Origin of the sequence: Epilithonimonas arachidiradicis (assembly GCF_003610695.1) — a bacterium.
GTDB classification, from domain to species: Bacteria; Bacteroidota; Bacteroidia; order Flavobacteriales; family Weeksellaceae; genus Epilithonimonas; species Epilithonimonas arachidiradicis.
The window spans coordinates 55,418-81,539 of record NZ_RAQH01000001.1; the positions used below are offsets into that span (position 1 = coordinate 55,418).

22 protein-coding genes are annotated in these 26,122 nt (G+C 36.8%); 15 read left to right on the plus strand and 7 right to left on the minus strand.

Annotation, left to right across the window (positions count from 1 at the left end; translation table 11 throughout):
- Positions 1-36 precede the first annotated feature (36 nt).
- Positions 37-786, minus strand: coding sequence for a Rossmann-like and DUF2520 domain-containing protein (locus tag BXY58_RS00290; RefSeq protein ID WP_120211813.1), 750 nt, complete (start codon positions 784-786; stop codon positions 37-39).
- A gap of 139 nt (positions 787-925) precedes the next feature.
- On the opposite strand from BXY58_RS00290, the gene BXY58_RS00295 reads away from it, so the two are divergent.
- From BXY58_RS00295 to serS, 13 genes are all read left to right on the plus strand, one after another.
- Complete coding sequence (locus tag BXY58_RS00295; protein ID WP_120211814.1) at positions 926-1,483, plus strand: RNA polymerase sigma factor; 558 nt, start codon at positions 926-928, stop codon at positions 1,481-1,483.
- A 52-nt stretch (positions 1,484-1,535) separates the two neighbouring features.
- Positions 1,536-2,108: a hypothetical protein gene (locus tag BXY58_RS00300; RefSeq protein WP_120211815.1), complete on the plus strand. Its 573-nt coding sequence runs from the start codon at positions 1,536-1,538 to the stop codon at positions 2,106-2,108.
- A 19-nt stretch (positions 2,109-2,127) separates the two neighbouring features.
- Positions 2,128-2,727, plus strand: coding sequence for a hypothetical protein (locus tag BXY58_RS00305; RefSeq protein WP_120211816.1), 600 nt, complete (start codon positions 2,128-2,130; stop codon positions 2,725-2,727).
- Positions 2,728-2,858: 131 nt separating this feature from the next.
- On the plus strand, positions 2,859-5,003 hold the full coding sequence (locus BXY58_RS00310) for a peptidylprolyl isomerase (protein WP_120211817.1): 2,145 nt from the start codon (positions 2,859-2,861) through the stop codon (positions 5,001-5,003).
- A 117-nt stretch (positions 5,004-5,120) separates the two neighbouring features.
- Positions 5,121-6,074, plus strand: a complete 954-nt coding sequence (locus BXY58_RS00315) for an MlaD family protein (protein ID WP_120211818.1) — start codon at positions 5,121-5,123, stop codon at positions 6,072-6,074.
- 3 nt (positions 6,075-6,077) lie between these two features.
- Entirely contained in the window at positions 6,078-7,394 is a 1,317-nt protein-coding gene (locus BXY58_RS00320) for a 4Fe-4S dicluster domain-containing protein (RefSeq protein ID WP_120211819.1), read from the plus strand.
- A gap of 50 nt (positions 7,395-7,444) precedes the next feature.
- Positions 7,445-8,230 (plus strand): (Fe-S)-binding protein, encoded by a 786-nt coding sequence (locus BXY58_RS00325; RefSeq protein ID WP_120211820.1) that lies wholly within the window; start codon positions 7,445-7,447, stop codon positions 8,228-8,230.
- Positions 8,231-8,381: 151 nt separating this feature from the next.
- A complete protein-coding gene (locus BXY58_RS00330) occupies positions 8,382-8,870 on the plus strand; it encodes a hypothetical protein (RefSeq protein ID WP_120211821.1) in 489 nt (162 codons plus the stop codon).
- 31 nt (positions 8,871-8,901) lie between these two features.
- Positions 8,902-10,023, plus strand: a complete 1,122-nt coding sequence (locus BXY58_RS00335; RefSeq protein WP_120211822.1) for a glycosyltransferase — start codon at positions 8,902-8,904, stop codon at positions 10,021-10,023.
- Positions 10,020-11,669 carry an asparagine synthase-related protein gene (locus BXY58_RS00340; protein ID WP_120211823.1) on the plus strand — a complete coding sequence of 550 codons (1,650 nt, stop codon included), beginning with the start codon at positions 10,020-10,022 and terminating at the stop codon, positions 11,667-11,669. The genes BXY58_RS00335 and BXY58_RS00340 overlap by 4 nt, the downstream gene beginning before the upstream one ends.
- Positions 11,669-12,913 carry an oligosaccharide flippase family protein gene (locus BXY58_RS00345; RefSeq protein ID WP_170144170.1) on the plus strand — a complete coding sequence of 415 codons (1,245 nt, stop codon included), beginning with the start codon at positions 11,669-11,671 and terminating at the stop codon, positions 12,911-12,913. Before BXY58_RS00340 ends, BXY58_RS00345 begins: the two co-directional genes overlap by 1 nt.
- 21 nt (positions 12,914-12,934) lie before the next feature.
- Complete coding sequence (locus tag BXY58_RS00350; RefSeq protein ID WP_120211825.1) at positions 12,935-13,441, plus strand: hypothetical protein; 507 nt, start codon at positions 12,935-12,937, stop codon at positions 13,439-13,441.
- 95 nt (positions 13,442-13,536) lie between these two features.
- Positions 13,537-14,805 (plus strand): serine--tRNA ligase, encoded by a 1,269-nt coding sequence (serS, locus tag BXY58_RS00355; protein ID WP_120211826.1) that lies wholly within the window; start codon positions 13,537-13,539, stop codon positions 14,803-14,805.
- 94 nt (positions 14,806-14,899) lie between these two features.
- Here serS and BXY58_RS00360 read toward each other — a convergent pair whose 3' ends face one another.
- Together BXY58_RS00360 and ruvC are read right to left on the minus strand one after the other, a co-directional pair.
- Positions 14,900-17,026 (minus strand): helix-turn-helix domain-containing protein, encoded by a 2,127-nt coding sequence (locus BXY58_RS00360; RefSeq protein ID WP_120211827.1) that lies wholly within the window; start codon positions 17,024-17,026, stop codon positions 14,900-14,902.
- 127 nt (positions 17,027-17,153) lie between these two features.
- The gene (gene ruvC, locus BXY58_RS00365) at positions 17,154-17,708 is read right to left on the minus strand and encodes a crossover junction endodeoxyribonuclease RuvC (protein ID WP_120211828.1); all 555 of its coding nucleotides are present in this window, start codon (positions 17,706-17,708) and stop codon (positions 17,154-17,156) included.
- Between the two features lie 101 nt (positions 17,709-17,809).
- Here ruvC and BXY58_RS00370 point away from each other — a divergent pair, with 101 nt between their 5' ends.
- Positions 17,810-20,542, plus strand: a complete 2,733-nt coding sequence (locus BXY58_RS00370) for a M16 family metallopeptidase (protein ID WP_120211829.1) — start codon at positions 17,810-17,812, stop codon at positions 20,540-20,542.
- Between the two features lie 73 nt (positions 20,543-20,615).
- Here BXY58_RS00370 and BXY58_RS00375 read toward each other — a convergent pair whose 3' ends face one another.
- Positions 20,616-21,479 carry a GLPGLI family protein gene (locus BXY58_RS00375; RefSeq protein WP_120211830.1) on the minus strand — a complete coding sequence of 288 codons (864 nt, stop codon included), beginning with the start codon at positions 21,477-21,479 and terminating at the stop codon, positions 20,616-20,618.
- Between the two features lie 78 nt (positions 21,480-21,557).
- Here BXY58_RS00375 and BXY58_RS00380 point away from each other — a divergent pair, with 78 nt between their 5' ends.
- Positions 21,558-21,767: a hypothetical protein gene (locus tag BXY58_RS00380; protein WP_120211831.1), complete on the plus strand. Its 210-nt coding sequence runs from the start codon at positions 21,558-21,560 to the stop codon at positions 21,765-21,767.
- An 83-nt stretch (positions 21,768-21,850) separates the two neighbouring features.
- On the opposite strand, the gene BXY58_RS00385 is transcribed toward BXY58_RS00380, so the two are convergent.
- The 3 genes from BXY58_RS00385 to BXY58_RS00395 form a co-directional block, all read right to left on the minus strand.
- Entirely contained in the window at positions 21,851-22,660 is an 810-nt protein-coding gene (locus BXY58_RS00385; protein ID WP_120211832.1) for a M48 family metallopeptidase, read from the minus strand.
- Positions 22,661-22,768: 108 nt separating this feature from the next.
- Positions 22,769-24,016, minus strand: a complete 1,248-nt coding sequence (gene rodA / locus BXY58_RS00390) for a rod shape-determining protein RodA (RefSeq protein ID WP_120211833.1) — start codon at positions 24,014-24,016, stop codon at positions 22,769-22,771.
- Positions 24,013-26,037, minus strand: coding sequence for a peptidoglycan D,D-transpeptidase FtsI family protein (locus tag BXY58_RS00395; protein ID WP_120211834.1), 2,025 nt, complete (start codon positions 26,035-26,037; stop codon positions 24,013-24,015). The genes rodA and BXY58_RS00395 overlap by 4 nt, the downstream gene beginning before the upstream one ends.
- Positions 26,038-26,122: the final 85 nt, after the last annotated feature.

Sequence of the window (26,122 nt, forward strand, 5' to 3'; positions counted from 1 at the left end):
ACTAATTAGTGCAGGATTCTGAAAAATGTTACAGAATTATTGATACATTTTTTTTATGGATTCATTCATCAATTGATAAATCTTCAAATGTTCTTCATCAGTAATTAATTCTTCGTGAAGCTTCAGTACTCTTTCGTCACCTCTTACGGCTGGTCCGGTTTGCGCAGATTTGGGCTCTAAGTGATGAATTTTCTCAACAGTTTCATCAATCAAAGGAATGAAATAATTGAAATCTAAATCCTGAGAATCCGAAATTTCCTTCGCTCTTGCAAAAAGATGATTCACAAAGTTGCAGGCAAAAACGGCTGTCAAATGGATGTATTTTCTTCTTTCGTAATCCGAAGTTTCAACATTTTCGGAAATAATCGAAGCCAATTCGAATAATGATTTTTCGTCAATCTGATTTTCAGCCTCAATGAAAAAAGGAATTTTGGAATAATCAAGATTTTTGGTTTTAGAAAAAGTCTGTAATGGATAAAAACTTGCCTTCCTATAATTACCTTTCAGGATTTCCATAGGAAGCGAACCGGAAGTATGAGCAACTAAAGCATTTTCGTTTTTAATTAATTCAGAAACATTTTCCACGGCAGAATCGGAAACGGCAATAATATAAAGTTCTGCATCTTCCAATTGATTAGTTGAAAAAGGAATGTTGAATTCAGTCGAAATTTTTAATAATTCAGCTTTATTTCTGCCAAATATCTGATGAATTTCAATATTATTTTGCTTAAAAGCTTTCACAAGATGATAAGCTACGTTTCCCGAACCGATAATTATTGTTTGCATCTAACAAAGATAAGAATTTGATGATTTATTATGCCTTATTAATAAGGAAGGCTCGATTTTGGATAGAGGTTTTCAGAGAAAATTGAAAAAATAATTTAACTTTGGTCTTATTTTTTAATCAAAACAACGAAACATCTGAATGAAGCTCAAGGATGAGGACATTGTAAAGCTTTTAACTGCACCTCAAACTGTAGAGAAAGGTTTGCGCGCGATGATGGATATCTATCAGAGTCGCCTTTATTGGCATATCAGACGTTTGATTGTGGATCACGACCAAGCTCAAGATGTTTTACAGGATACTTTTATCAAGGCGTATCAGAACATTCATCAGTTCAAGAGTGACAGCAAATTGTACACTTGGCTTTACAGGATTGCAACTAATGAAGCTTTGCAGCAACTCAACAAAATGAACCGGATGAAAAAGACAGATGAAGATGCAGAATATTATATGCAGAATCTAGTCGCTGATACTGCTGGGAAAGATGGAGAAGAAATCCAGATTTTGTTGCAACAGGCCATACAGACTTTGCCGGAGAAACAGAAGTTGGTTTTTAATATGCGGTATTATGATGATTTGCCTTACGAGGAGATTTCGAAGATATTGGATATGTCCGTCGGAACTTTGAAGACCAATTATCATTACGCCAAAGATAAGGTGGAGCAATATATAAAGGATAATTACTCGGAAGAGTTTTAAAATAATAAGAGAATGATGATGAAATGTTTGATAAAAAATAAAATAAGAGCAAATGAAAATTGATATAGAAAAACTGAACAGAAAAACACCGTATCCGGAACCTTCGGATGAGTTTTTCAAAGCGCTTCAGGATCAAGTGATTTCGAAAACGATTGGTGAGAAAACTCCTGTTGTTCAGAAAGAAGCAAAAGTTTTCTCTCTGAATTTTAAATGGATGGCTGCCGCTGCAGTTGTTTTGATTGCTGGTATTACGGCTTTTTTCGGACTTAACGAAAATAATAAAGTTGATACAATTGCGACTCAAACAGCTATTGTTGATACAACATATAAATTGGATCAACGTGCATTGCCTGGTTCTTCTGATCAAGTTGCGAATGATGCAGCAACACAGGAGGCTCATTCCGGGAAGGTAAAACATAACGGATCTATTGCATCCTCTCATCCTAAAACAAAAATTAATTCTACAGCTGAGGTTAATAATATCGACAGACAGGATTACGCTGTAGAATCTAAAATAAAATCAGAATCGGAAGTGGAAAAAGTCTTAGCCGCTTTTACACCGGATCAACTGAAAGATCTGGACAGAAATAGTGAGCAAGATGTTTATCTTGACCTTTATAATTAATAACAAAAAATAGAGAGAAATGAAAAAATTGTTATTGACTATTTTGATCGCAGGATTATTTTCGGCACATTCAGCAAAAGGACAGGAAAGAAGATCAGGAAATACTTCGCAAAGATCAACCGGAAGTACGCCCTTGAGGAGCGGTTCTACTTCATCTTTTTCTCCGTCAGGAACTGCAATGCGACAGCAGCAGACCATTCCCAGAACTTCTGAGTGGAAATCAATGAATATGAAGGAGAAGAGAGAAGCTGTCAGCGGGATGTCCGTTAAAGAACGTTCAGCGTTCCTCCAAAAAATGAAAGAGGATATCGTAATTGATGATATTGATATTGCTGCAGAGAAGCAAGATGAATTCAAGAGTTTGTATGCGGAATATCAGAACAATCAAAAGCAGATAAAGGAAAAATTCTTCATGGACAATAATATTGAAAATCTGTCTAACGAAGAGGCTACAAGACGGCTGAACCAAAGTTTTGATGTGGGACAGCAATTGCTGAATAACAGAAGAGCTTATGCTGATAAATTCTTAAAGTTTCTGACGCCACAGCAGGTTCTCAAACTGTTCCAGACAGAAGGAAAAATGCGGGATAAAATGCTCGATAAAAAAAATGACAAGTAACTGAAAAACCTCTAGATTTTAGAGGTTTTTCTTATTTTATATCTCACATTCACAAATGTTTCGAAATTATTTTTCCTATTCTGTTAAAAATATGTATTTTCGCAGACTGATTATAAACACTTAATATAAAGATGGCAATTTTAGGCGAAATTAGAAAAAGGTCGTGGCTGTTAGTAGGCGTTATTGCATTAGCACTTTTGGCTTTCTTGGTTAATCCTGATACAATAGACAAGGTTTTTGGTAAAAACCCGAATATTCTTGGCAAGGTTAACGGTGAAGAAATTACAAGAGACGAATTCAATGACCAGCTATTCATTATGCAGCAACAGGCTCAGCAACAAGGACAACAGACAAAAGGTCTTGAAGAGCAGGCTTGGCAGATTCTTGTTCAATCAAAATTAATCAAGCAACAGTTTGAAAAAATGGGGCTTAAATTGACGGATGAGGTATTCTGGAGTCAGTTGCAGTATGATCCTATTTTCGCTCAGAATCAGCAATATTTTGATGAAAAAGGTAATTTTAAACTGAAAGATATCAAGAGTGAGATCGAAAAGGCTCAGTCTATGAATCCTGAAAATTATTCTTTTTGGTTAAAAAATAAAAAAGCTATCGAGTACAGAATGATGGCCAGAATGCTGTTTGGCAACCTGACATCAGGGATCACTGCCAGCAAAAAAGAAGCGGAACTGATGATCAAGTTCCGTGATGATATGGCAAACATCGATTTTGTAAAAGTTGACTACTTAGAGTTCTCTAAAAAGAATGATGTAAAAGTGACGACTCAAGATCTGGCAGATTATATCAAACAACACCCAACAAGATTCAAAGCTACTGCAAGCAGAAATATCGCTTATGCTTATTTCCCGGCAACACCAAGTGCGCAAGATGATGCTGCAACTTTGAACGAGTTGAATAAGCTATACCTTAAAGGAACTGATGCTTCCAACGGAACTGAAAACTTCCAGAATACAAAGAACGATTCTATGTTCGTGGAATTGAATTCTGATGTGCCATTCATTCCTCAGTATGTAAGTCCAACGCAATTGCCTGCAGAATTGAAAGATAAAATTGCAACAGCAACTATCGGACAAACTTTTGGACCATACAAAGAGCAGAATCTATATGTAGTTTCAAAATTATTAGATAAAAAAGCATCTGACTCTACACAGTCAAAACATATTTTGATTGCTTACAAAGGAGCTGAGCGCTCTACTGCAACAAGAACAAAAGAAGCTGCTAAGAAAACAGCGGACAGTTTGTTGGCCGTAATCAAGGCTGATCCGGCAAAATTTGCTGAAGGCTTGAAATTGTCTGACGAACCGAATGCGGTGGAGAGAAACGGTAGCGTGGGTTGGACAACACCAACTTCGCCATTCGCACCAGGATATCTTAAATTTTTAGCAGACAATCCTAAAGGAACAACTGGTCTTGCTGAAACATCTTTTGGTTATCATATCATCAATGTAGAAGATAAGAAGTCTGGTTCTATGACTTATAAAATTGCTCACCTTGCTAAGAATGTGAAAGCATCTGACAAAACAGAAAACCAAGTTTTGACACAAGCTACAAGATTTATTCAGCAATCTGAGGGGAAAAGCTTTAATCAATTCAAGAATTTAGCAGAAAAGAACAAATACAGATTCGATAATCCTAAAACTGTCGGCCGTTTCCAGGGTGCACTTCCTGGACTTAACACGGATAAAGATGCAGATATCATCGCTTGGGCTTTTGACAAGAAAAGAGAAATTGGCGACACCGATATCTTTACAGTAGAAGGAACAGGTGACAGAGTTGTAGCTTACTTAGTCGGAAAACAAGATGAAGGTCTTGCAGATCCTGAAACTGTAAGAGATCAGATCGAGCCAATCGTGAAAAATAAAGTTCTTGCGAAGAAAATTATTGAAAAAATCAACGCTGGAAAATATACATCACTTGATCAGGCTGCAAAAGCTTTCGGAACAACCAAAGGCAATGCAGATGTTAATATGTTCAATCCGTCTGTAAACGGTGCGATGGAGCCAAGAGTTGCAGGAGCTGCATTCGGTGTTGCAACAAACAAAATGTCTCAACCGGTTGAAGGTATGACAGGTGTTTATCTAGTGGTTAAAAAATCGGTTAAAACCAATAAATTGCCTGGAGATATCAAGCAGATTACAGAGTCTATCACGCAACAGAATTCTCAGCAGTTCACAGGCGCATTCTTGAAGAGTCTTCAGGATAATGCGAAGATCAAAGATTATAGAATTGATGTTTGGGACAAAACAGCTCAACAATAATTTAACATAATATAAAATATTCAAAAGCGGCATAATTGTCGCTTTTGTTGTTTTTTATTTATATCAATTATAAATCCAATATTCTTATATTTGCTAATTAGTAAAACCAACAAAAACGTGAAGTTAAGTAAAGAATTAAAAGCAGGACTGATCGCAATTTTTGCCATTATTGCTTTCGTGATATTATATCAGTTTATGAAAGGGAAAAATCTCTTCACAACAGATAACGTATTTTATGCAAAATATGATAATGTAGAAGGACTTGCTGTATCCAACCCTATTTCTATCAACGGTCTGAAAGTAGGACAAGTAGACGAGATCAAACCAATAACAGCCAAAGACGGGAGATTACATTTCGTAGTTAAATTGACAATCGATAATACATTCCAGTTTTCCAATCAGTCAACAGTTGAGATCTTTGAACCAGGATTGATGTCAGGAAAAGAAATGAGGATTAATCTATCTTATGGCGGCGCAATTGCGAAGGATGGGGACACGCTGAAGGGAAACTACCAGTTATCAATGCTCAACTCATTATCGTCCCAAGTAAAGCCTGTTAAGGATCAGCTTTCTGGTGTCTTATTAAAATTAGACTCGACTCTGGCAAGTACCAACAAAATTGTTGATGAACAGAACAGGAGAGAAATCAAATTGTTGTTATCGAATCTTAACAGAACTATCGAATCTTTCAAAGCGACTTCGGATAGAACGAGTTCAATCTTGGCAAGCAACGAAAAAGGCCTGCACGAAGTGGTTGCCAACGCCAATGCTACGATGCAGACTGCCAACAAAACACTTGAAAAATATGGTTCGGTTGCGGAACGAGTTGATATTGATAAACTAAACGGTACAATTGATCAATTCAACCAGACTGCAGGTAAACTGAATAACGTTATTTCCGGCATACAAAACGGTGAAGGTTCTCTTGGTAAATTGGCGAAAGATGAGGAGCTTTACAACAATCTTGAAAAGACTTCTAAAAATCTGAATGAACTGGTTGAGGACTTCAAGGCTAATCCTAAGAGATACGTAAACTTCTCGGTTTTTGGTAAAAACGCAGATAAAAAGTAATTTATGCAATATATTGACAATGTAATATTTCTGATTTTATTGATTGCAGGTTTCGGCTTGTTTGCTAAAAGCCTGAAAGAATTATATCGCAATATAAAACTCGGAAGAGAAATTGACCGAACCGACAGAAAAGCGGAACGCTGGGCTATAATGACCAGAGTAGCACTTGGGCAGAGCAAAATGGTAAAACGTCCTATTGCAGGGATTTTGCACATTTTTGTTTATGTCGGCTTCGTCATTATCAATATCGAATTATTAGAAATTATCATTGACGGTATTTTTGGAACACACCGGTTTTTACAAGGTGTCTTGGGGAATTCTTTTTATACATTCTTCACAGGATTTTTAGAGGTATTAGCTGCTTTAGTTGTTTTTGCAGTTGTCGTATTTTTTATCAGAAGAAATTTTTACGGCGTTAAAAGATTGACGATGAAGGAATTGTTCGGTTGGCCAAAGAATGATGCCAACTGGATTTTGATCATCGAGTTTGCTTTGATGGTTGCTTTCTTCACAATGAATGGCGCTGATTATTATGCAGATTCTACTCGTTTCGCAAGTAACTTTCCAATCTCAAAACATCTGTTTCCGTTCTTTGAAAATCTTAGTTTAGAAACACTTCATATTATTGAGAAATCTGCCTGGTGGTTTCACTTTGTCGGGATATTGTTCTTTATGAATTACCTTTATTATTCTAAGCATCTTCACATTATTTTTGCTTTTCCGAATACTTGGTTTGCTAATCTTGAGAAAAAAGGGAAATTCACTAATCTGGATTCTGTAACTAAAGAGATCAAGCTGATGATGGATCCGAATGCAGATCCTTACGCAGCTCCTGCAGAAGGCGAGGCTGAAGTTCCTTCAAAATTCGGGGCAGAAGACATTTTTGACCTGAATCAACATCAGCTTTTGAGCGCTTATTCCTGTACGGAATGTGGACGCTGTACTTCGGTCTGTCCGGCTAACATCACTGGCAAAAAATTGTCCCCGAGATTGATTATGATGAAAACCAGAGATCGTCTGGAAGAAGTCGGAAGAAACCTTAATAAAAACGGAGGTAAGTTTGTTGATGATGGTAAAAAATTACTGAACGATTACATTACCAAGGAGGAACTTTGGGCTTGTACAACGTGCAATGCTTGTGTAGAAGCCTGTCCGGTTTTGATTGATCCTTTGTCTATCATTTTCGACATGAGAAGATTCCTTGTAATGGAACAGTCTGCAGCGCCACAAGAATTAAATCTGATGATGACCAATGTAGAAAACAATGCTGCGCCTTGGCAATATAATCAGGCTGACAGATTGAATTGGGCTAACGATTAATCTTGAAATAGCAAGGCATTTTACATTAATTCAAAATACATTTACAACAAATGGATTTCACTATAAAAACAATGGCAGATTACGCTGCGGAAGGCAAGTCACCGGAAGTTCTCTTTTGGGTAGGTTGCGCCGGAAGTTTCGATGATCGTGCAAAAAAAATAACCAAAGCTTTCTGTAAACTTCTCAACAAAATCGGAGTTGAATTTGCTGTTCTTGGTCAGGAAGAATCTTGCACAGGCGACCCTGCAAAACGTGCCGGAAACGAATTTGTTTTCCAGATGATGGCTTTGACCAATATCGAAGTTCTGAATGCTTACGAAGTCAAAAAAATCGTTACAGCCTGTCCGCATTGCTTCAATACTCTGAAAAACGAATATCCAAGTCTTGGCGGAAATTATCAGGTTTTACATCATACTCAATTTCTTAAAGATTTGATGAATGAAGGTAGACTTAAAATCGAAGGCGGAAGTTTCAAAGGAAAAAAAATCACGTTTCACGATCCTTGTTATTTGGGAAGAGGGAATGATGAATATGAAGCACCAAGAATGCTTTTGGAAAAACTGGATGCAGAATTGGTAGAGATGAAACGTTGCAAGACCAACGGATTATGTTGTGGAGCCGGTGGTGCACAGATGTTCAAAGAACCGGAAAAAGGAAATAAAGATATTAATATCGAAAGAACAGAAGAGGCACTTTCATTTGAGCCTAAAGTGATTGCGACAGGATGTCCTTTCTGTAATACGATGATGACAGATGGCGTCAAACATTTTAACAAAAATACAGAAGTAGAAGTTAAAGATATCGTGGAGCTTTTGGCAGAAGCAGAAGATTTATAAATTCGGATAAAAATATTATTAAAAAACCTCAGAGTTTCTGAGGTTTTTCATTTTAAATGTAGTTAGATAAAAAATCCGTAATTTTATATCTTTAAATGAAATCCCCAGTAGCGATTTCAAGAGACAAATCAAGAACAATAAATAGCTTCTTATGAAAATCGAAGAATCCAGCATTGTAGAAACCAACGATTACCGCGTTATTATATACCCTGCATCAAGACCTTTTACAGCGAAAGAAAGCAAAACAATCGCTGAGAAATTATATGATTTTTTAGGCGATTGGGCAGCTCACGGCAAAGCTTTGTCATCATCTTTCAAAATCGAAAAAAATCAATTTATCATTATCTGCGTTGATGAAGAGAAAGAAGCGGCATCGGGTTGCAGTATCGATGCTCTTGGAAAAGTAATGAGGGAATTGGACGCAGAATTTGATCTTGGATTATTCGACAGGATGAAAGCGAGCTATGTTGAAAATGGTGAAGTGAAAACCCTCAAATTGTCAGACTTCAAAAGCAAAATCAGAAGCGGTGAATTGTCAAAGGATATCGAGGTTTTTGATTTTTCAAAAAACACTTACCTGGATTTTCTCAGTCATTTTTTACAGCCATTTGCAAGAAGTTGGGCTTCGTCAATTTCTTAATTTCAGTTACAATTAATTTCAAAACTTAATTTTGAAAATACTTTTCATCTCTTCCTGGTTTCCGAATAAACTCGAGCCCACCAACGGGAATTTTGTCCAGCGTCATGCTGAAGCTGTTGCATTATCTCATGAAGTCGAAATTTTGCATACAATCGGATATTTTAATCAAAAAGAGACTTTTGTATTTGATGATAAGATAATTAACGGTATCCGGACTCTGATTATTTATTATAAAAATTCAAATAATCCCGTTCAGAATTTCATAAGAAGAATGAAAGCATACAAAATGGGATTTGCTAAAATGCAAAAACCGGATTTGGTTCACGCCAACGTGCTTCATAACAATATGCTGTTTGCGGTTTATTTGAAGAAAAAATTTAAAATTCCATTTGTCGTTACTGAACATTGGACGGCATTGCAGAAAATAAATGCTCGTAACACGTCCTCAAAAGTTAAGAAAATTGCGAAGTTTATTGGCAATCAGGCCTCCTATGTTTTGCCGGTGAGTGAAAATCTTGCTGACAGTTTGAAAAACTTAGGAATTGAAACACCAATGAAGATTATTTCTAATGTGGTTAATACGGAAGTCTTTAAAATAAAAAATCAACCAAAAAAATCAACCACAAAATTTCTTCACGTGTCCAGTCTCATTCCAAGAAAAAGGCCTGACAAAATCATCGAAACCGTTGTTAAGCTAAAACTAAGCGGGTATGATGTTGCACTGGAAATTGGAGGAGACGGTGATACGGAAACGCTTAGAAAGCTCATTAAAAAATTGAATGCAGAAAATTACATTCAGGTTTTTGACGAGATCAGTTATGCAGAAGTTGCAGAGAAAATGCAAGAGTCTGACTGTTTTATTTTGTTCAGTGATAACGAAACGCAAGGCTGTGTCATCCTAGAATCGTATGCTTGTGGGAAACCGGTAATTGCTACCAATGTTGGCGGCGTTCCAGAATTCATAAAGCCGGGATTAGGCATTCTGATAGAAAAGGCCAATGAAGAACAGCTTTACCAGTCGATGAAGGATTTTCTAGAATCTAAAACGACATTTGAGAATCCTAATGTTCTAAGGGAGTTTGTTGTCGATAATTTTTCGAAAGAGAGTATTTGCAGACAGTTTTCCGGTATATATGAAGCTATAAAGATATGAATCAAGGATTTCAACTTTTTATTTCTGAAAAAAAGGTCAAGACAGATGTGTTTTTTGTACAAGATTATGATTCGATAGTGATTGATAATGAAAATTTTCAAATGGTTATAGAAGGTGTGATTTTAAATAAAAAACAGCTTTTGGGTACTTCATATTATTCGGATTTCTCAACTTTCTTTTCGAATCTGTATCGAGACAAAGATATTTTGGCAATACAAGATTTGGACGGCGAGTTCAGAGGTTATGTCTGGAATAAGCTGGACGAAAAAGTATTTGTGTTTACAAATCCAACTTCTACTCAACGTGTTTTCTATACCAAACAGCAAAATCAAATACTGATCGACACGCATTTGGTTCGATTAAGTCAGTCTGCAAAAAGAAAGAATTTTTCTATCAGTCCCAATATTGACAATATATATAGTCTTTTGACTTTTGGAAATATGTTGGAGAATCAAAGCCCGATAAATCAAGTTTTCAAAATATTAGATGGCTATTACCTTGAAATTGAACTTAAAAATCAATCGGTTGTTGAAAAGAAATATTTTGATCTAGAGAAAACAGAATATTTTAAAGAAAACAAAAAAAATGCAATTCAGGAGTTGAATTCAATTTTTTCAGAAAATGTTCTGTGGGAATATCAAAAAGACAATGAACTGAATTCTAAACATTTTACGCTCCTCAGTGGAGGTTTAGATAGCAGAATGGCTTTGCTTTATGCCGAAAAATTAAATGAAAAGCCGGATGAAGCTTTTTGCTTTTCACAATCAGGCTATCTTGATGAAACCATTTCCAGGCAAATCGCAAAAGATTATAAAATCCCCTATACCTTTCAGCCTTTAGATAGAGGTGATTACCTGGCTTATATTGACAAACTTACAGAATTGTCAGAAGGTTGTGGACTTTTTACAGGAGGTATTCATGTCCAATATGCTTTTGAGAATCTGAAAAACAAAGATTTTAAAATTGTTCACAGCGGCTCTATTGGTGATGGGATTTTAGGTGGGTTCAATACCGTGCCCTACAGACAAAAGCCTGGTGAATTCAAAATTGTGGTGAACAGAACATTTCTCCCAAAAGTACAAAGTGACTTTAATAAAATCAGACAACAGTATGAATCGGAAGAATTATTTTATCTCAGAAATGTTGCTTATAATAGAACGGTTCTAGGTGCACAGGTGATCCAGCAATATGCTTATCAAACGTCACCTTTTATGTCAAAAAAAATGCTTGCATTTGCTATAAGTCTACCAGAAAAATGGAAAATCCATCAGAAGCTCTATCTCCAATGGTTAAATCAATGTATGCCGAATGCGGCGGATTATATTTGGGAAAAAACAGGGATGAAGCCCGATGCACAATGGAAAAGTATGATTGGCCCGCAGGTAAAAAAAAGGCTTTCAAAGATCTGGAATACCAAAATATTGAAACGAACAGATAAAACGAGTATGTATCCATATGAGTTTTATTATAATAATTCTAAAGATATCCAGAATTATTACCAGAATTATTTTCAAGAAAACATCTGGCGATTAGAAAATTATATGGAATTAAAGAACGATGTGGAAATTTTATTTTCCGACAATAATTTTTATCATAAAAGCCAGGCTATTAACATTTTAGCTATTTTTAAATTATTTTTCAATTAGTGGAAAATCTATCCGTTTTTCTAAGAAATTTTTTAAAAAACAAAGGCCATTTTGTTTTTGGCTCGTTGCTGATTGCTAAAATTTGCGGTTTCATAAGCTCAGTTGCAATTATTCGACTGTTATCCGAAAACGATTTTGGGCTGATTAGCATTGTAACATCTTTTTTCGCTGTTTTCTTAGCCTTTAGCGGATTCGGAAGCCAGCAGATTCTTCTCAGATATGGATCTATTGCCCAGACAGAAGAGGAAAAGACAATGTTATCATCATATCTTCTAAGACAAGGGTTTTTATATCAAATTATTCTGAGTGTCCTGTTTGTGATTTTATCCGTATTTTATTTGGATACATTTCAGAAAATAATTTGGCTTTTTATAGCTTTTTCCATACGGTTGATAGGTTATTTTTTTTATAATCATATTCAATCTCAATTAAGGATCAATGGAAAAAACAGAGAGTTTTCCAGACTAAATAATATTGTAAATATCTCGGGCTTGATCTTTATTATTATTTTCATTTATTTCTGGGGAATCTTAGGTTACATCATTGCTATGACTATCATGCCTTTCATTTCTTTGTTTTGGTTTAAGGGTATGAATTTCTCCAAAAGATGTATTATCACTTTTTCTAAAAAAGAAATATGGACATATGGACTTTTTACAGCTGGGACAGCAGTGTTAAGTGATATGTTATTTTCTTTGGATATTATATTGATTGGATTTTTACTCAATGAGTCTGCTGTTGCAGGTTACAAAACGGCAATTTTACTTCCTTCGAATTTGACATTTATTGCATTAACTTTTATGCAAAGTGATTTTCCCGAATTGGCCAAACATCATAAGGATAAATTTTTTCTCAAAAATTATATTTCAAATTATTACAAAATTTTTATTCCTCTTTGCCTAACGATTTTTGTTGCGTTTTACATTCTGAAAGACTATATAATCGTATTGTTTTTTGGTGAAAAATATAGAGGGATAGAATCAGCATTTATAATTCTTACATCAGCATTTTTACTAAATATGTTGATGAGAAATCTATATGGTAACCTGCTTTCAGCTGTTGGAAAAATGGCATACAATACGATAGTCTCTATCCTAGCACTAATTGTATTAGTAAGTTTATCAATTTTATTAGTTCCAAAATATGGTGTTGCTGGGATGGCTATAGCACAGTCAATAACATTATTGACAACAGGTTTTTTATTAATGACAGGATTCTTTTCTTACATTCGAAAATTATCCTGAAAGTATTCTATCTTTGCAAAGATGAAACTGAAAATATCCATAATTTTCTCGGCAATAGTTCTTCTTTTCTCTTGTAGAGGAGACGAAGATGATATCCAGGTTATAGATCAGGTTTTGAAATTGTATGTGAAGGACGCTGCTGGTCAGGACTTACTGAATTCCAAAATACCGGGTTCGTATTCTTCCGTTGCATTATTGGATCAACTGGATGAAACGACAGCTAACAAACCTATTTCGGGACAAACTTTTCTAAAAGATGCCGATACAGTCGTCTATATGGATTATGCGGCAGGAGCAATTAGACAATTAAAAGATTCTATCAGTCCGGAACTTAAAACCTACAGATCCAGATTTATAATCAGATATTCTAAAACAGTAAATTCACAAACTGTAAATGATGATGACATCATTGAAATTGAATACAAATGGACACCTTCTTTATTTCAACTGTCAAAACTTTGGTATGACAATGAGTTGAAGTTCACAAAAACCCAGGCAGGGCCAAACATTGTCACAATCGTGAAATAAAATTCTTAAATTTGCACAAGTTCTGTCAGATGATGGAAGCCGGACGCAGGAAGTCTTGCTGAAACCTGACATCAAACACCTAACACCCAACAAAAATGTTACAGGTTAATTTTTTGCGCAAGAACAAAGAGCGCGTTTTGGAAGGCTTGAAGAAAAGAAACTTCAAGGAATTAGACTTGGTCGATGCAGCAATCAATGCTGACGACGAAAGAAAAAGGCTACAGTTTGAGCTAGACTCACAACTTTCCGAAATGAACAGAATCTCCAAAGAAATCGGAATTCTGATGAAAGACGGAAAAAAAGAGGAAGCTGAAGCTGCTAAATCCCAAACGTCGCAATACAAAGAGTCCAGCAAAGAATTACAAAATGAGTTGAATGAAGCTGAGAAAACACTTCTCAATATTCTTTATCAAATCCCAAACATTCCGTACGAAAAAGTAGTTGCCGGCGTTTCTGCTGATGACAACGAGGTTGTTTACGAATCTACAACGGTAGAAGGTCTTGGAGAAGGTGCAATCCCACATTGGGAACTGGCTAAGAAATATAACTTGATTGATTTTGAATTGGGCGTGAAAGTAGCTGGAGCCGGTTTCCCTGTTTATTTCGGGAAAGGTGCACGTTTGCAGAGAGCTTTGGTTCAATATTTCTTGGACAAAAATACCGATGCAGGTTATCAGGAAGTGAACGTTCCACACGTTGTGAACGAAGCGTCTGGCTACGGAACTGGACAATTGCCTGATAAAGAAGGACAAATGTACTACGTTGGTGCAGACGATTTGTACTTGATTCCAACAGCGGAAGTTCCAGTGACCAATATCTACAGAGATGTAATTATTGACGAGAAAGATTTGCCAATCAAGAATACCGCTTTTTCTCAGTGTTATAGAAGAGAAGCGGGAAGTTATGGTGCGCACGTAAGAGGTTTGAACAGACTTCACCAATTTGAAAAAGTGGAGATTGTAAGAATCGAGAAGCCTGAAAATTCTTATGCTGTTTTGGAAGAAATGGTAGAGCACGTAAAATCTATTTTGGAAGATTTGGAGTTGCCTTACAGAATATTAAGACTTTGCGGTGGTGACACAGGTTTTGCATCTGCAATGACTTACGACTTCGAGGTTTGGAGTGCGGCGCAGGAAAAATGGTTGGAAGTAAGTTCTGTTTCCAATTTTGAAACGTTCCAGGCAACTCGTTTGAAATGCCGTTACAAAGGAGATGGAAAAACTCAGTTGGTTCATACACTGAACGGTTCTGCAATGGCTTTGCCAAGAATTATGGCTGCTCTTTTGGAAAATAACCAAACACCAGACGGAATCAAATTGCCAAAGAAAATCGCAGAATATGCAAGATTTGAATTGATTAATTAATTTGAATTTTTTTAATAATATGAAAGTCGCAAATTTTACTTTGCGACTTTTTTGTTCAATATTTAAAAAAACTTTGTCGCCTTTGCGTTTAAAACTACTTCTTCAAATTCAAAAAGTAATTCCAAATCAATCGGATCTCACCATAATCAAAATCCGAAGGCAAGACAGACTTCCAATCATTGATATTCTCTTTTGGATCAGCCTTGAATTGTTTTTCGAAAGCTTCAACTTTATTTTTCGGATAAATTCTTAAAAGGTCACTTCTGTCCAGTAAACTTTGTTCAGCATATTTTGACAGATGACCGAAAATAGTCGAATTCACCAAACCTCTTTCTTTCGCAATCTCAGCGACTGTTTTTCCATTTTGGAATAATTGGTAAGTCAAAACGTGCGTCGGAACTTTCTTGATGGCCATAGAAACTTCAACATCTTTTTCTTTATCAAATAATGGCATTTCCAAAAGATAAACCTCTTTCAAATCCTTAAGATAATCTTCGATATCATCCAGCCAAACACGAAAATCTTCGTTGAAGGCTTTCAAACCTTTTACGCCTTTCGTTTCGGAATAAAAGTCCTTAAGCGGAGAAAATATTTTCTCATTCACATTGGAGAAAAAGAAATTAACGGCACCTTTGGCTTTGACTTCAATCTCAGCCCATTCTTCCTCGCCTTGCAAGAATTTCTGAGTTTTCTGAAGTAAGATTCTCTCAAATTTTTGGAAAATAGTAATATAATTTTCGATATCAGCTTTCAAACAATGATAGAAATAATCGGCTTTTTCTTTGTCAATGAACTTACTGCTTCGGCTGATAACCATCCAGTTTTCCAGAGCAGACTGAAACCAAACACAATCAATCCTTCTAATGACTTTTTGGATGCTGTAATCGTATTTTTCAGCATTAAGGATTTCCTCAATTTTAGAATTAGCGTGCGTCTCATCTTGGAATTTCGAAACTCGTTTATCAGAGAAAATAACTTCGGGCGTGATTTTGGATTTAAGGACAATTCCTTCCAAAGTTCGGCAACGCGAAAGCGCCACATAAACCTGTCCGGAAGCGAAACTTTTGCCCGCATCAATAATCAATCTGTCAAATGTCAAACCTTGGCTTTTATGAATCGTAACCGCCCAAGCTAAGCGAATCGGAAACTGTTTGAAACTCCCCAAAACTTCTTCCTTGATGTTCTTTTCATCATCCAAAGAATATTTTTTCTGTTCCCAAGTCTCTGCTTTTAGCGTGATTTCTTCTTCACTTCCATCTAGAATTACCGAGATTTCATCTTCATCGAGATAAGAAATCTGAGCAAGTTTTCCGTTGTAATATTTTTTGTCAGGCGAAGTATCATTTCGGATAAACATAATCTGCGCACCGACTTTCAATTCCAAAACCTCATCATTCGGATATTGTGTTTCCTTGAAATCGCCTACAACATCGGCGGCATAGGAATGAAGCTTTCCGCCCAATTCTTTCAGTTTCTTCTGGTTGATGTCATCTGCCATTTTGTTGTGCGAACACAGATAAACGTAGGCTTCATCTTTCGGATCGAAATCGGGCTGATATCTTTCGTTCAAAGCGTCGAAGTCGATATCTTCTGTTATTCCGTCTCGGATGGCGTTGAGGATCTCCAGAAAATGTTCATCAGTTTGCCGGTAAACTTTGGTCAATTCCAGCGTGATGAAATTACTTCCTTCCAAAGCTTTGGCGTGAAAGAAAAACGGCGAAGAATAATACATTGACAAAATATATTCATCCCTTACCACAGGCGGTAACTGATAAAGATCGCCAATAAGCAACATCTGCACACCACCGAATCTCTGCTGATTTCTGCGCACATGTCTCAACGCAAAATCCATCATATCCAGAACATCTGCTCGCAACATCGATGCTTCATCAATAATGATAATTTCGATTTCGCGGAGAAGTTTGAGTTTGTCTTTTCGGTATTTGAAATGCGGCATCAGATCCGCAATATTGTTCGCCAGATTCTGGTCAATTCTTTCCGTTGTCGGGAGAAAAGTTCTGAGCGGCAAACCGAACATAGAATGGATAGTTACGCCACCAGCGTTGATGGCAGCAATCCCGGTTGGCGCTACAACAATGTGTTTTTTCTTGGTTTTTTTTACAAAATCATTCAGAAATGTAGTCTTTCCGGTACCGGCTTTTCCTGTGAGGAAAATGCTTCTGTTGGTATGTTCTACGATTTCAAAAAGCGAGTCATTCATTGATCCAAAGATAGAGAATCAGGAGACAAGAATCAAGTGAGAAGAGACAAGAAAAAAGGCAAAATATTTAATAAAAAGGCTTCTAGAGCCTCAGCCTGATAAAAATCCATCAACAATCAACCCGCAACTATTTAATCCTATCAGGATTTTGTTTCAGAAAACTATCCCAGCCAGAGTAAGACTTATCTGTCGATAGACTTCCAGAGTTGAAATGATGACAAACGGCAACTGCCAAGCCATCAGACGCATCAAGATATTTTGTAGGGAATTCTTTCAGTTTCAAAAGGTTCTGGAGCATTCCTGCGACTTGTTCTTTGCTGGCATTTCCGTTACCTGTGATTGCCATTTTGATTTTCTTGGGAGAATACTCGATGATGGGAATATTTCTATGGAGACTTGCAGCCATAGCAACACCTTGAGCTCTTCCCAGCTTTAGCATACTCTGGACATTCTTACCGAAGAAAGGCGCTTCCAAAGCAGTTTCATCAGGATGATATTCATCAATCAAAGCTAAGGTTTTATCAAAAATCACTTTAAGTTTTGTCTCGTGATTCTCGTATTTTTTCAGAATCAGCTCGTGGATAGCGACCAACTCCATTTTGTTCCCTTTCACAGAAATAATCCCGAATCCCATAATACTTGTTCCAGGATCGATACCCAAAATAACTTTTTCAACTGACATATCTGCAAAATTACGTTAAGATTTTCATAAATGTGGAAGCACAAATTATATTTTAATTGAAAGTTATTAAATTTAGAAACTAAAAAAATTAACAATCGAACATGAAGAATTTTTTACTGACTGCGGCAGTCGTGTTCTACGCAGGTGTTCATACGCCTGTATTTGCGCAAAAAGCCGAGACACCAAAGTTTATTAGTAATACAGAGGGAATCAAAGAATATTCCTTAAGTAACGGAATGAAGGTTCTATTGATCTCAGATCCTTCTCAAAGTAATGCTGTGGTCAACATCGTTTATAATGTTGGTTCCAAGCACGAAGGTTATGGAGAAAAAGGTATGGCTCACTTGCTGGAGCATATGTTGTTCAAAAGCACAAAAAAATTAGGAGACATCAAAAAAATGTTGTCTGATAAAGGTGGAAATGCCAACGGGACAACCTGGTATGACAGAACCAATTATTATGAAGTTTTTCCTTCTAATGATGAGAACTTAAAGTGGTTCCTGGAAATGGAAGCAGACAGAATGGTTAACGCAACGATTCTTCAATCTGATTTGGATAAAGAATTTTCTGTTGTAAGAAATGAATTCGAAATTGGAGAAAACAGCCCGAGTGGCGTTTTGATGGAGCGTATCGTTTCTACAGCTTATCTATGGCACAACTACGGAAATAGTACCATTGGAAGCAAGGAAGATATCGAGCGTGTGAAAGCATCTACCCTTAGAAAATTCTATGAAAAATATTATCAGCCGGACAATGCAACTCTGATTGTAGCAGGTAAATTTGATGAGAAAAAAGCTTTAGAATATATTTCTCAATATTTCTCAACAATTCCAAAGCCTGGAAGAGTCATTGAAGCACCTTATACTGTTGAGCCAGCTCAGGATGGTGAAAGATTTGTAGAACTAAAACGTTCTGGAGATAGTAAAGTTGTCGGAGCACTCTATCACACAGCACCTTACGCAGATAAAGATTACGCTGCGCTGGATGCGTTACAAGAGATTTTAACAGCAGATCCATCCGGATACCTTTATAAAGCAATGATTGATTCTCATAAAGCAGCTTCGGTATATGCTTATCAGCCATTGGTAAGAGATGCGAGTTTTATGTACTTCGGTTTAGAAGTTCCTGCTGATAAAGACATCAAAGCGACCGAAAATGATTTCCGTGCAGAGTTAGATAAAATTGCAACTATAAAATATACAGACCAGGATGTTGCAAGAGCTAAAGCGAAAATTCTTAAGCAGATAGAAAATATTAAGAACAATACCATTGGTATGGCGATCAACCTTACTGAGATTGTTGGAGCCGGAAATTATAAATTAGGAATGCTATACCGTGATAATGTAGAGAAATTAACATTGGCGGATATCCAGAGAGTTGCTGATAAATATTTCAAAGTTAACAACAGAACTGTAGGTATTTTCATCCCGACAAAAGATGAAGTAAGAGTTAAGAATATAGAATATTCCAATGAACAGATCGCTTCATTAACGGATAACTACAAAGGTAAAGCGCTTGAAAAAGAAGCAGCACCATTCGAAGCCAGCATCAAAAACCTGAAAGCTAATTTGACAGAAGGTAAACTGAGCAACGGAATGAAGTACGGCCTAATCAAGAAAGACATCAAAGGTGGAAAAGTTCTTGGTAGCTTCCGCTTCCCGGTAAGTAATGCAAAAGACCTTAATGGTAAATCTGATGTTGGCTCTCTAATGGCTCAGGTCCTTAAAACAGGAACTAAGACTCATACCAAAGAACAAATCCAGGATATGCTGGATCAATGGAAATCTAATGTTAACTTTGGATTCAACGGGCAAACTTTGTTCGTTAACTTCAGTACTTATAAAGAGAGTTTACCAAAAGTAATGGGATTAATCAAAGAGATCTTAACAGAATCTACTTTCCCGGAAGCTGAATTGGCTAAAACAGTTAACGAATACAATACTTACCTGGAAGGTTCTTTAAATGATCCTCAATCTATTGCATTCAACGAGATCCAGAAAATTACTGAAAACTATCCGAAAGAAAGTATCTATTACACAGCTTCTACCAAAGAGCAAATCGAGAATAACAAAAAAGTGAAGAGAGATCAATTGGTAGATTTCTATAACAAAATCTTAGGAAGTAACAACGGAGTTGGTTCTGTGATTGGTGATGTAGATGGCAAAGAAGTTTCCGGTTTACTAGAATCGACTTTTGGAAAATGGAATTCTAAGTCTAATTACGAGTACATCAAACCAGAACTTTTTGCCACTAAGAAACAAGATAAAGAATACCTGACTCCGGATAAAGAAAACGGTGCTGCGGTAGGAAAAATCAGTTTCTCTATGGACAGAAAATCTCCGGATTACCCGGCTTTTGTTATGGCTAACGAAATGTTAGGCAGTGGCGGTTTCTTGACTGCAAGAATCCCGACAAGACTTCGTGAAAAAGAAGGGATCAGCTACGGTGCAGGATCTTATGTCAACATCCCGATCGATAACAATGTGGCATCTTGGGGCTGGTATGCGTTCTTTAACCCGACTAAGAAAGACGCCGTTAACAAGGCTTTGAAAGAAGAAGTTAACAAAGCAGTAAAAGACGGTTTCACAGAAGAGGAATTCAAATCTAACTTGACATCTTGGCTCAACTCCAGAAAAACAGGTTTAGGTAATGATAATACATTGATGGGATTAGTTAATTCTCAGCTTCAGTACGGACAATCTTTGGACGAGTATGATGCTTTGGAAACAAAAGTTTCTGCACTTAAAGTTAACCAAGTAAATGACGTTCTTAGAAAGTATATCAGCGAAGATAAGCTGACGTCTGTATTTGCAGGAGACTTCAACAAGAAATAATAATTATTTCTATAAAGTAAAAACCGTCTCATTGCTGAGACGGTTTTTTATTTTGAAGTAGTATGTTAAACTTCTATTTATAAAGATCCAACTCTATAAAATTATTCATCTTTTTAAAAACTTCCTTTGCTCTCTGTTCCTTTCTTCTTATAAGCTCCTGTTTGGTTAACGGGTTTTTATCATAATCATAAATAATGGTATCAGAAAGTTCAGAAGAGCTATGCATCTGCTTGATATTCTTGGCCGGATCATTTTTATATTCTTTCCAGAGCTGACCGAACTTCTGTTTCGTAACAAAAATTTCATTGATTTTAGAATCTAAAAGTTCTGGCATAACATCCATTTTTTGACTTCCGATAAGGCGGAACACATGATCACCTTTATCATCCTCAACATGCAGGATCAAACCAGGCAATCCACAGAATTTGTAAGGTCCGTCCTGTAACTGTATGTCATTCGTGAACCAGGCTGTCCATCGCCGGCCACCAAAGGTAGTTTGGGCTTTCTGAGCTTTAAAACCTTCGATGTCTTTGGTTTCAGATGAGATGATCCAATGCATTCTGTTCATTTCCTTCAGAGCCAGATTGCTGGCATTCAGCGATGTGTGGTAAACTGTTTCCAAATCAGGATAACGCTTAGAAACCTTGAAATTAACCTTCGGTCGTCTAATCTTTCTCAAATCGATTTCTATAGACTGTGACCGCTTTCCCTTTTCAAGCTCCGCAGAGAAAAGCGAATCTCTTGTTAGCAACAAAGCGCTATAAAATTTAGAACCACTATTGGTAACATCGAGATACATTATCTCTTTTTCAACAGACTCTCTGTTTAGTGAATCCATCTTGAAAGAATATTCATAAGTAAACCTTTGATTTTGAGCATATATCACAGAAATCGTGAATAGGGGAATAAAAAGAATACAGAATTTTCGCATGTCCATTAGGGTTTCATCATTGTAAATATAATTATTCTGTCTAGCATTCACAATTCCGTCTTCTATTATTGCATTTTAAATCTTTTGATAAAAATTAGTGATTCCATTGATACTAATGTTATTGCAGATAATCTCCGAGAATTATTCATTGTGAAAGTTTTCAATATCAATTATGGAAAGAATAGTTCTAATCTGAGACCTGGGGAGTATTTGTTTTTTAAAGCATTACTCTGGAACGTAAAATCTTATGCAGCCCGACCTGAGTTTGCGAACCCTTCGACAAGCTCAGGATAAACTCGGGCGGAAATTGCTGCCCAAATTAAAAATTTTCAAATGAGTATACTTTAATAAAAAAGCTGCCTTTCGGCAGCTTTTGTTTATTTCGTCAACTTTGCAGTGGGTAAAGTAACAGTTCCGGGATCTTTCCAAAGACCATCTTTTTCTGCTCTTTTTTTGATTGCTTCTGCTCTTTTTGCACTATCAGGATGTGAATTGAACATCTTCTGAAAACCTGACTGCTGGCTGCCTTCTGACAACAAAGCTAATTTTTTGAAAGCAGTATAAGCACCTACAACATTGTAACCATTAGCCTTCATAAAATCGTAAGAGTAAGTATCGGCCTCAGACTCTTGCTTTTTGCTGTGAGACGCATCCATAATTGCATTGGCCATTTGACCTAATTGGCTGTCATTAAGCGTAGCCACCGTTTTGGAAGATGCAGAAGCCGCGTCAAGGGCTGCCGCTTTCAAATAAGCCGATTTGATGGCATCTTTGGTGTCCTCGTTCTTCACGTGACCAATCTCATGACCAATTACTGCAAGAAGCTCATCGTTTGTCATAATATCCATCAAAGAAGAAAATACCCGCACGCTTCCATCTGCACAGGCAAAGGCATTGATGTCTTTCACTTTGTAAACCTTGTAATTGAGATTGAGTCCGTCCTGGGATTTGTGTTTTGCAAAAAGCTTGTTTAGACGTACTGTGTAAGGATCTTTTGGTCCAGCAACCGGATTATTTTTATCCATCCAATCAACGGATTCTTTGGATAATTTGACCGCATCTGCATTGGTAAATGTTAAAGCAGAAACGCCTTTTCCTGCAGCTTTGGTTATGTTTCCGAGATTGAGCTGGGCATTCATAAACCCGATTGTTCCCAAAAGAACAAGAGAGAAAATTGTTTTTTTCATAAAATTGTTTTTAAAATGATCATTTAAAAAAAACGAGCATCAAAAATTTAACCAAACTGATATATAAATTTGGATTTTCTAATATATTATCGTTGAAATAAATTCTAATTAAACAAGACTGTTTTTGTCTGCGTAATTGAGCTTAAAGAAAATAAAAGTCATTATCGAGAATGCCAAAAGCGAACTTCCTCCATAACTGAAAAACGGCAACGGAATACCAACCGTCGGGAACAACCCCATAACCATCCCAAGATTAATGACAAAATGAATTAATAAAATGGAGCCGAAACAATATCCAAAAACCCGATTAAATGTTGATTTTTGATTCTCCGCGAGATAATAAATCCGACCAATGAAAATGGCATAACAAAGAATAAGAATTGTACTCCCTAAAAAACCCCATTCTTCCCCAACGGTACAAAAAATATAATCGGTTTCCTGCTCCGGAACGAATTTTCCCTGAGTTACAGAACCCTGTTTATAACCTTTCCCCGTCAAACCACCAGAGCCAATGGCCGTTTTGGAATAAAGTAAATTGTACCCCGATGTATCACGGAATTCTCTTTCGCCTTTATACAGCACTTCCACCCTCTCCTGCTGGTGCTTAGGTAACTTTTCGAAAACAATTGGTGAAACTATAGATAATCCCGCTAATAAAATAATGATCCCAACTGCAGGCAGCAATGAATAAACATTTTTATTGAGAAGAAATACATTAAACGCAAACCAAATTGCTCCCAAAATAAGAATGATTATTGTGAAATACCAAAGACTGATCTTGAGCGGATCGTTGAGATAATTGGCAATAAGGAAAACGCCCGCAAACAAAGTTCCGACTAGGAATAATTTTCCAGACAGACCTTCTCTATACAAGGCAATGACAAACGCTACAAACACCAAAAGGGATCCTACATCCGGAATCATCAAAACCACTGCGCCCGGAATGGCAATGATTGCCAAAGATGTAATTAATGAACGTTGATTATTAATATTGAAATCCTGATTGGAAACATAATTTGCTAGCATAAGGGCCGTTCCTATTTTTGCAAACTCAACCGGCTGCATGGTGAACCCTCCGAATTTGTACCAGTTTTTTTGCCCTAGAATCTCTGTTCCGAAAGGGAACAATCCAACCAAAAGCAAAACACCACCCACATAAATGATGGCCGACATATTCTCGAAAAATTTGGTTCTCATAAAAAAGATAATCAACCCGACAAAGCAAGAGATGCCGAAGAATATCAACTGCTTCTGCCCTAGCTCTGCTTTCACACTATAGATATTTATGATAGCAAAAACACACAGTAAAATATAAAGCGTTATTCCTAATTTATCGATCCCTTCTGCCCACTTCATCTTGCACCGGATTTTAATGGTTTAACTTTAGAGCTGTCTTTTTTCAATTTTTTATTTTCAATGGCCTGCAGACTATCTTTGATTCTCTTTAACTGAGCAGAATCTTTCGGTGGCTCTTTGTACCAGCCTTTGCGTTTCATATCAGCAATGTACTGTCGCTTATATTCTGGCATAAAGCTCGAGGTAATCATTTTTTTGTAAAGATGTTCTCTTTTCAGTTCTCCGGTTATGTATTTTTCAGCAATCGTTGTACATGCTGGGCCTGCCCAGGTAGCACCAAATCCTGCATGCTCCATTACCGCAGCAACTACAATCTTCGGTTTATCAGCCGGTGCAATCAAGACAAAAATCGAATTATCTTTTCCTTGAGGAACCTGAGCAGTTCCTGTTTTTGCTAGTTGGGTAAAATCTTTTGACATCAGGCTTCTTCCTGTTCCTCTTAACATTACAGCTTCCATCCCCTGGATCACAACATTATAGAACTGAGGATTCTGAACCATTGTCATATGTTTTTTCTTGAATCTGGGATCAGGATTTGGTTTTCCGTCAATCGATTTAACAATATGAGGCGTATAATACCAGCCTTTGTTAGCAATAGCCGCTACAAAATTCGCCATCTGGATTGGTGTCAGTAGGACGTCACCCTGCCCCATCCCATTGAAAACTGCTCCGGTAGCTAGAGGATCCCAATTTTTAGGATCTTTCTTAGAACCACTGGCCTTATAGATGGATGCCATTCTTTTTTCATAGAATTCACCGGAAGGTATTCTGCCTTTTGCGCCAACCGCCAGGTCATTATTCAGGAATTCTCCAACACCAAAACTATTGAGAATCTTTTTCCACTCATCTACGCCTCTGGAAGGATTACCTGGATATTTGTTGATGATATTCAGATAAGCATATGTAAAATAACAGTTGCTGGAAACCTGGATAGACGGGATCAACGGGTCTGCGCCACCGTGCCCTTTGATTCTTAAACCTTTGTAATTAAAACCTCCACCACAAGGAAAAACGGTTTTATCTGTCATCACCCCCATTTGCATAGCCGCCAAAGCCGTCAACAATTTAAACGTAGAACCCGGCGGATAAGCTGCCTGAACAGAACGGTCAAACGTCGGTTTGTTTTCGTAGATGGTATCGTTGGCTAATCGATATAAGTTTCTGGATTTGTTTGGACCTGTAAAAAGATTTGGGTCGATATCTGGCCCTGTTGCCATTGTCAAGATTTCGCCATTATTGGGGTCAAGGGCCACAACCGCACCGTGTTTATTGACTAACATTTCCTCAGCCATTCTTTGCAAGTCGTAATCAATGGTTAAGGTTAAATCTTTCCCAGTTACAACTTCTTTGTCAAGTTCTCCGTTTTTATAAGAACCAATGCTTCTTTGGCGAATATCTTTTTGAATATATTTCATTCCTTTTTCGCCTCGGAGTTCTTTTTCGTAAGCTTTCTCTATGCCACTTTTCCCAACAATATCGCCCGGTAAATAATACAATGAATCTTTCTTGATATCGTTATCATTCACCTGATTGGTATAGCCCAAAAGGTTTCCTGAAGTATTAATTTCATATTGTCTTTGTGGACGCGGAACAATTGAAAATGCGGGATATTTAAAAATCAGTTCCTGGATTCTCGCCATATCTTCACGACTTAGATTTTTCATAAAAGTCATTGGCGTGAGCTTAGAATAATATTTTTCCTTCTCAATATTTTTCATCGTTTTGATGAAATCGGGTTTGGAAATATTCAATAATTTACAAAAACCAATCGTATCAAAATCAGGTTTAAGAAGTGCCGCGGTGTACGAAATTTCAAATGCAGGCTGATTCCCAACCAATATTTTCCCATTTCTATCAAAAATAACACCTCTTGGCGGAATGACGTATTCTATTTTAATGGATGTGTTAGCCGCATTAAGCGCATATCTATCCGTAAACAATTGTAAATAAGAAAGTCTTGCAATAAAAATTAATGCAATAATAGAAAGAGCGAGAATGATTCTAAGATATTGTGATTTCATATGTACTTTTCTATATTTTCAGAGGACATATGCAACCTCGACTTCAAAGAGCGTATTTTTTGGTTTTGGATAGACATTTTTTCGG

What these genes read in the sequence shown, in the direction of transcription:
- BXY58_RS00360 (WP_120211827.1), bottom strand. Translation starts at nt 17,026, where the DNA reads ATGAATGACTCGCTTTTTGAAATCGTAGAACATACCAACAGAAGCATT.
- ruvC (WP_120211828.1), bottom strand. Translation starts at nt 17,708, where the DNA reads ATGTCAGTTGAAAAAGTTATTTTGGGTATCGATCCTGGAACAAGTATT.
- BXY58_RS00305 (WP_120211816.1), top strand. Translation starts at nt 2,128, where the DNA reads ATGAAAAAATTGTTATTGACTATTTTGATCGCAGGATTATTTTCGGCA.
- BXY58_RS00340 (WP_120211823.1), top strand. Translation starts at nt 10,020, where the DNA reads ATGAATCAAGGATTTCAACTTTTTATTTCTGAAAAAAAGGTCAAGACA.
- BXY58_RS00350 (WP_120211825.1), top strand. Translation starts at nt 12,935, where the DNA reads ATGAAACTGAAAATATCCATAATTTTCTCGGCAATAGTTCTTCTTTTC.
- BXY58_RS00370 (WP_120211829.1), top strand. Translation starts at nt 17,810, where the DNA reads ATGAAGAATTTTTTACTGACTGCGGCAGTCGTGTTCTACGCAGGTGTT.
- BXY58_RS00325 (WP_120211820.1), top strand. Translation starts at nt 7,445, where the DNA reads ATGGATTTCACTATAAAAACAATGGCAGATTACGCTGCGGAAGGCAAG.
- serS (WP_120211826.1), top strand. Translation starts at nt 13,537, where the DNA reads ATGTTACAGGTTAATTTTTTGCGCAAGAACAAAGAGCGCGTTTTGGAA.
- rodA (WP_120211833.1), bottom strand. Translation starts at nt 24,016, where the DNA reads ATGAAGTGGGCAGAAGGGATCGATAAATTAGGAATAACGCTTTATATT.
- BXY58_RS00310 (WP_120211817.1), top strand. Translation starts at nt 2,859, where the DNA reads ATGGCAATTTTAGGCGAAATTAGAAAAAGGTCGTGGCTGTTAGTAGGC.
- BXY58_RS00330 (WP_120211821.1), top strand. Translation starts at nt 8,382, where the DNA reads ATGAAAATCGAAGAATCCAGCATTGTAGAAACCAACGATTACCGCGTT.
- BXY58_RS00290 (WP_120211813.1), bottom strand. Translation starts at nt 786, where the DNA reads ATGCAAACAATAATTATCGGTTCGGGAAACGTAGCTTATCATCTTGTG.
- BXY58_RS00385 (WP_120211832.1), bottom strand. Translation starts at nt 22,660, where the DNA reads ATGAAAAAAACAATTTTCTCTCTTGTTCTTTTGGGAACAATCGGGTTT.
- BXY58_RS00320 (WP_120211819.1), top strand. Translation starts at nt 6,078, where the DNA reads ATGCAATATATTGACAATGTAATATTTCTGATTTTATTGATTGCAGGT.
- BXY58_RS00375 (WP_120211830.1), bottom strand. Translation starts at nt 21,479, where the DNA reads ATGGACATGCGAAAATTCTGTATTCTTTTTATTCCCCTATTCACGATT.
- BXY58_RS00295 (WP_120211814.1), top strand. Translation starts at nt 926, where the DNA reads ATGAAGCTCAAGGATGAGGACATTGTAAAGCTTTTAACTGCACCTCAA.
- BXY58_RS00395 (WP_120211834.1), bottom strand. Translation starts at nt 26,037, where the DNA reads ATGAAATCACAATATCTTAGAATCATTCTCGCTCTTTCTATTATTGCA.
- BXY58_RS00300 (WP_120211815.1), top strand. Translation starts at nt 1,536, where the DNA reads ATGAAAATTGATATAGAAAAACTGAACAGAAAAACACCGTATCCGGAA.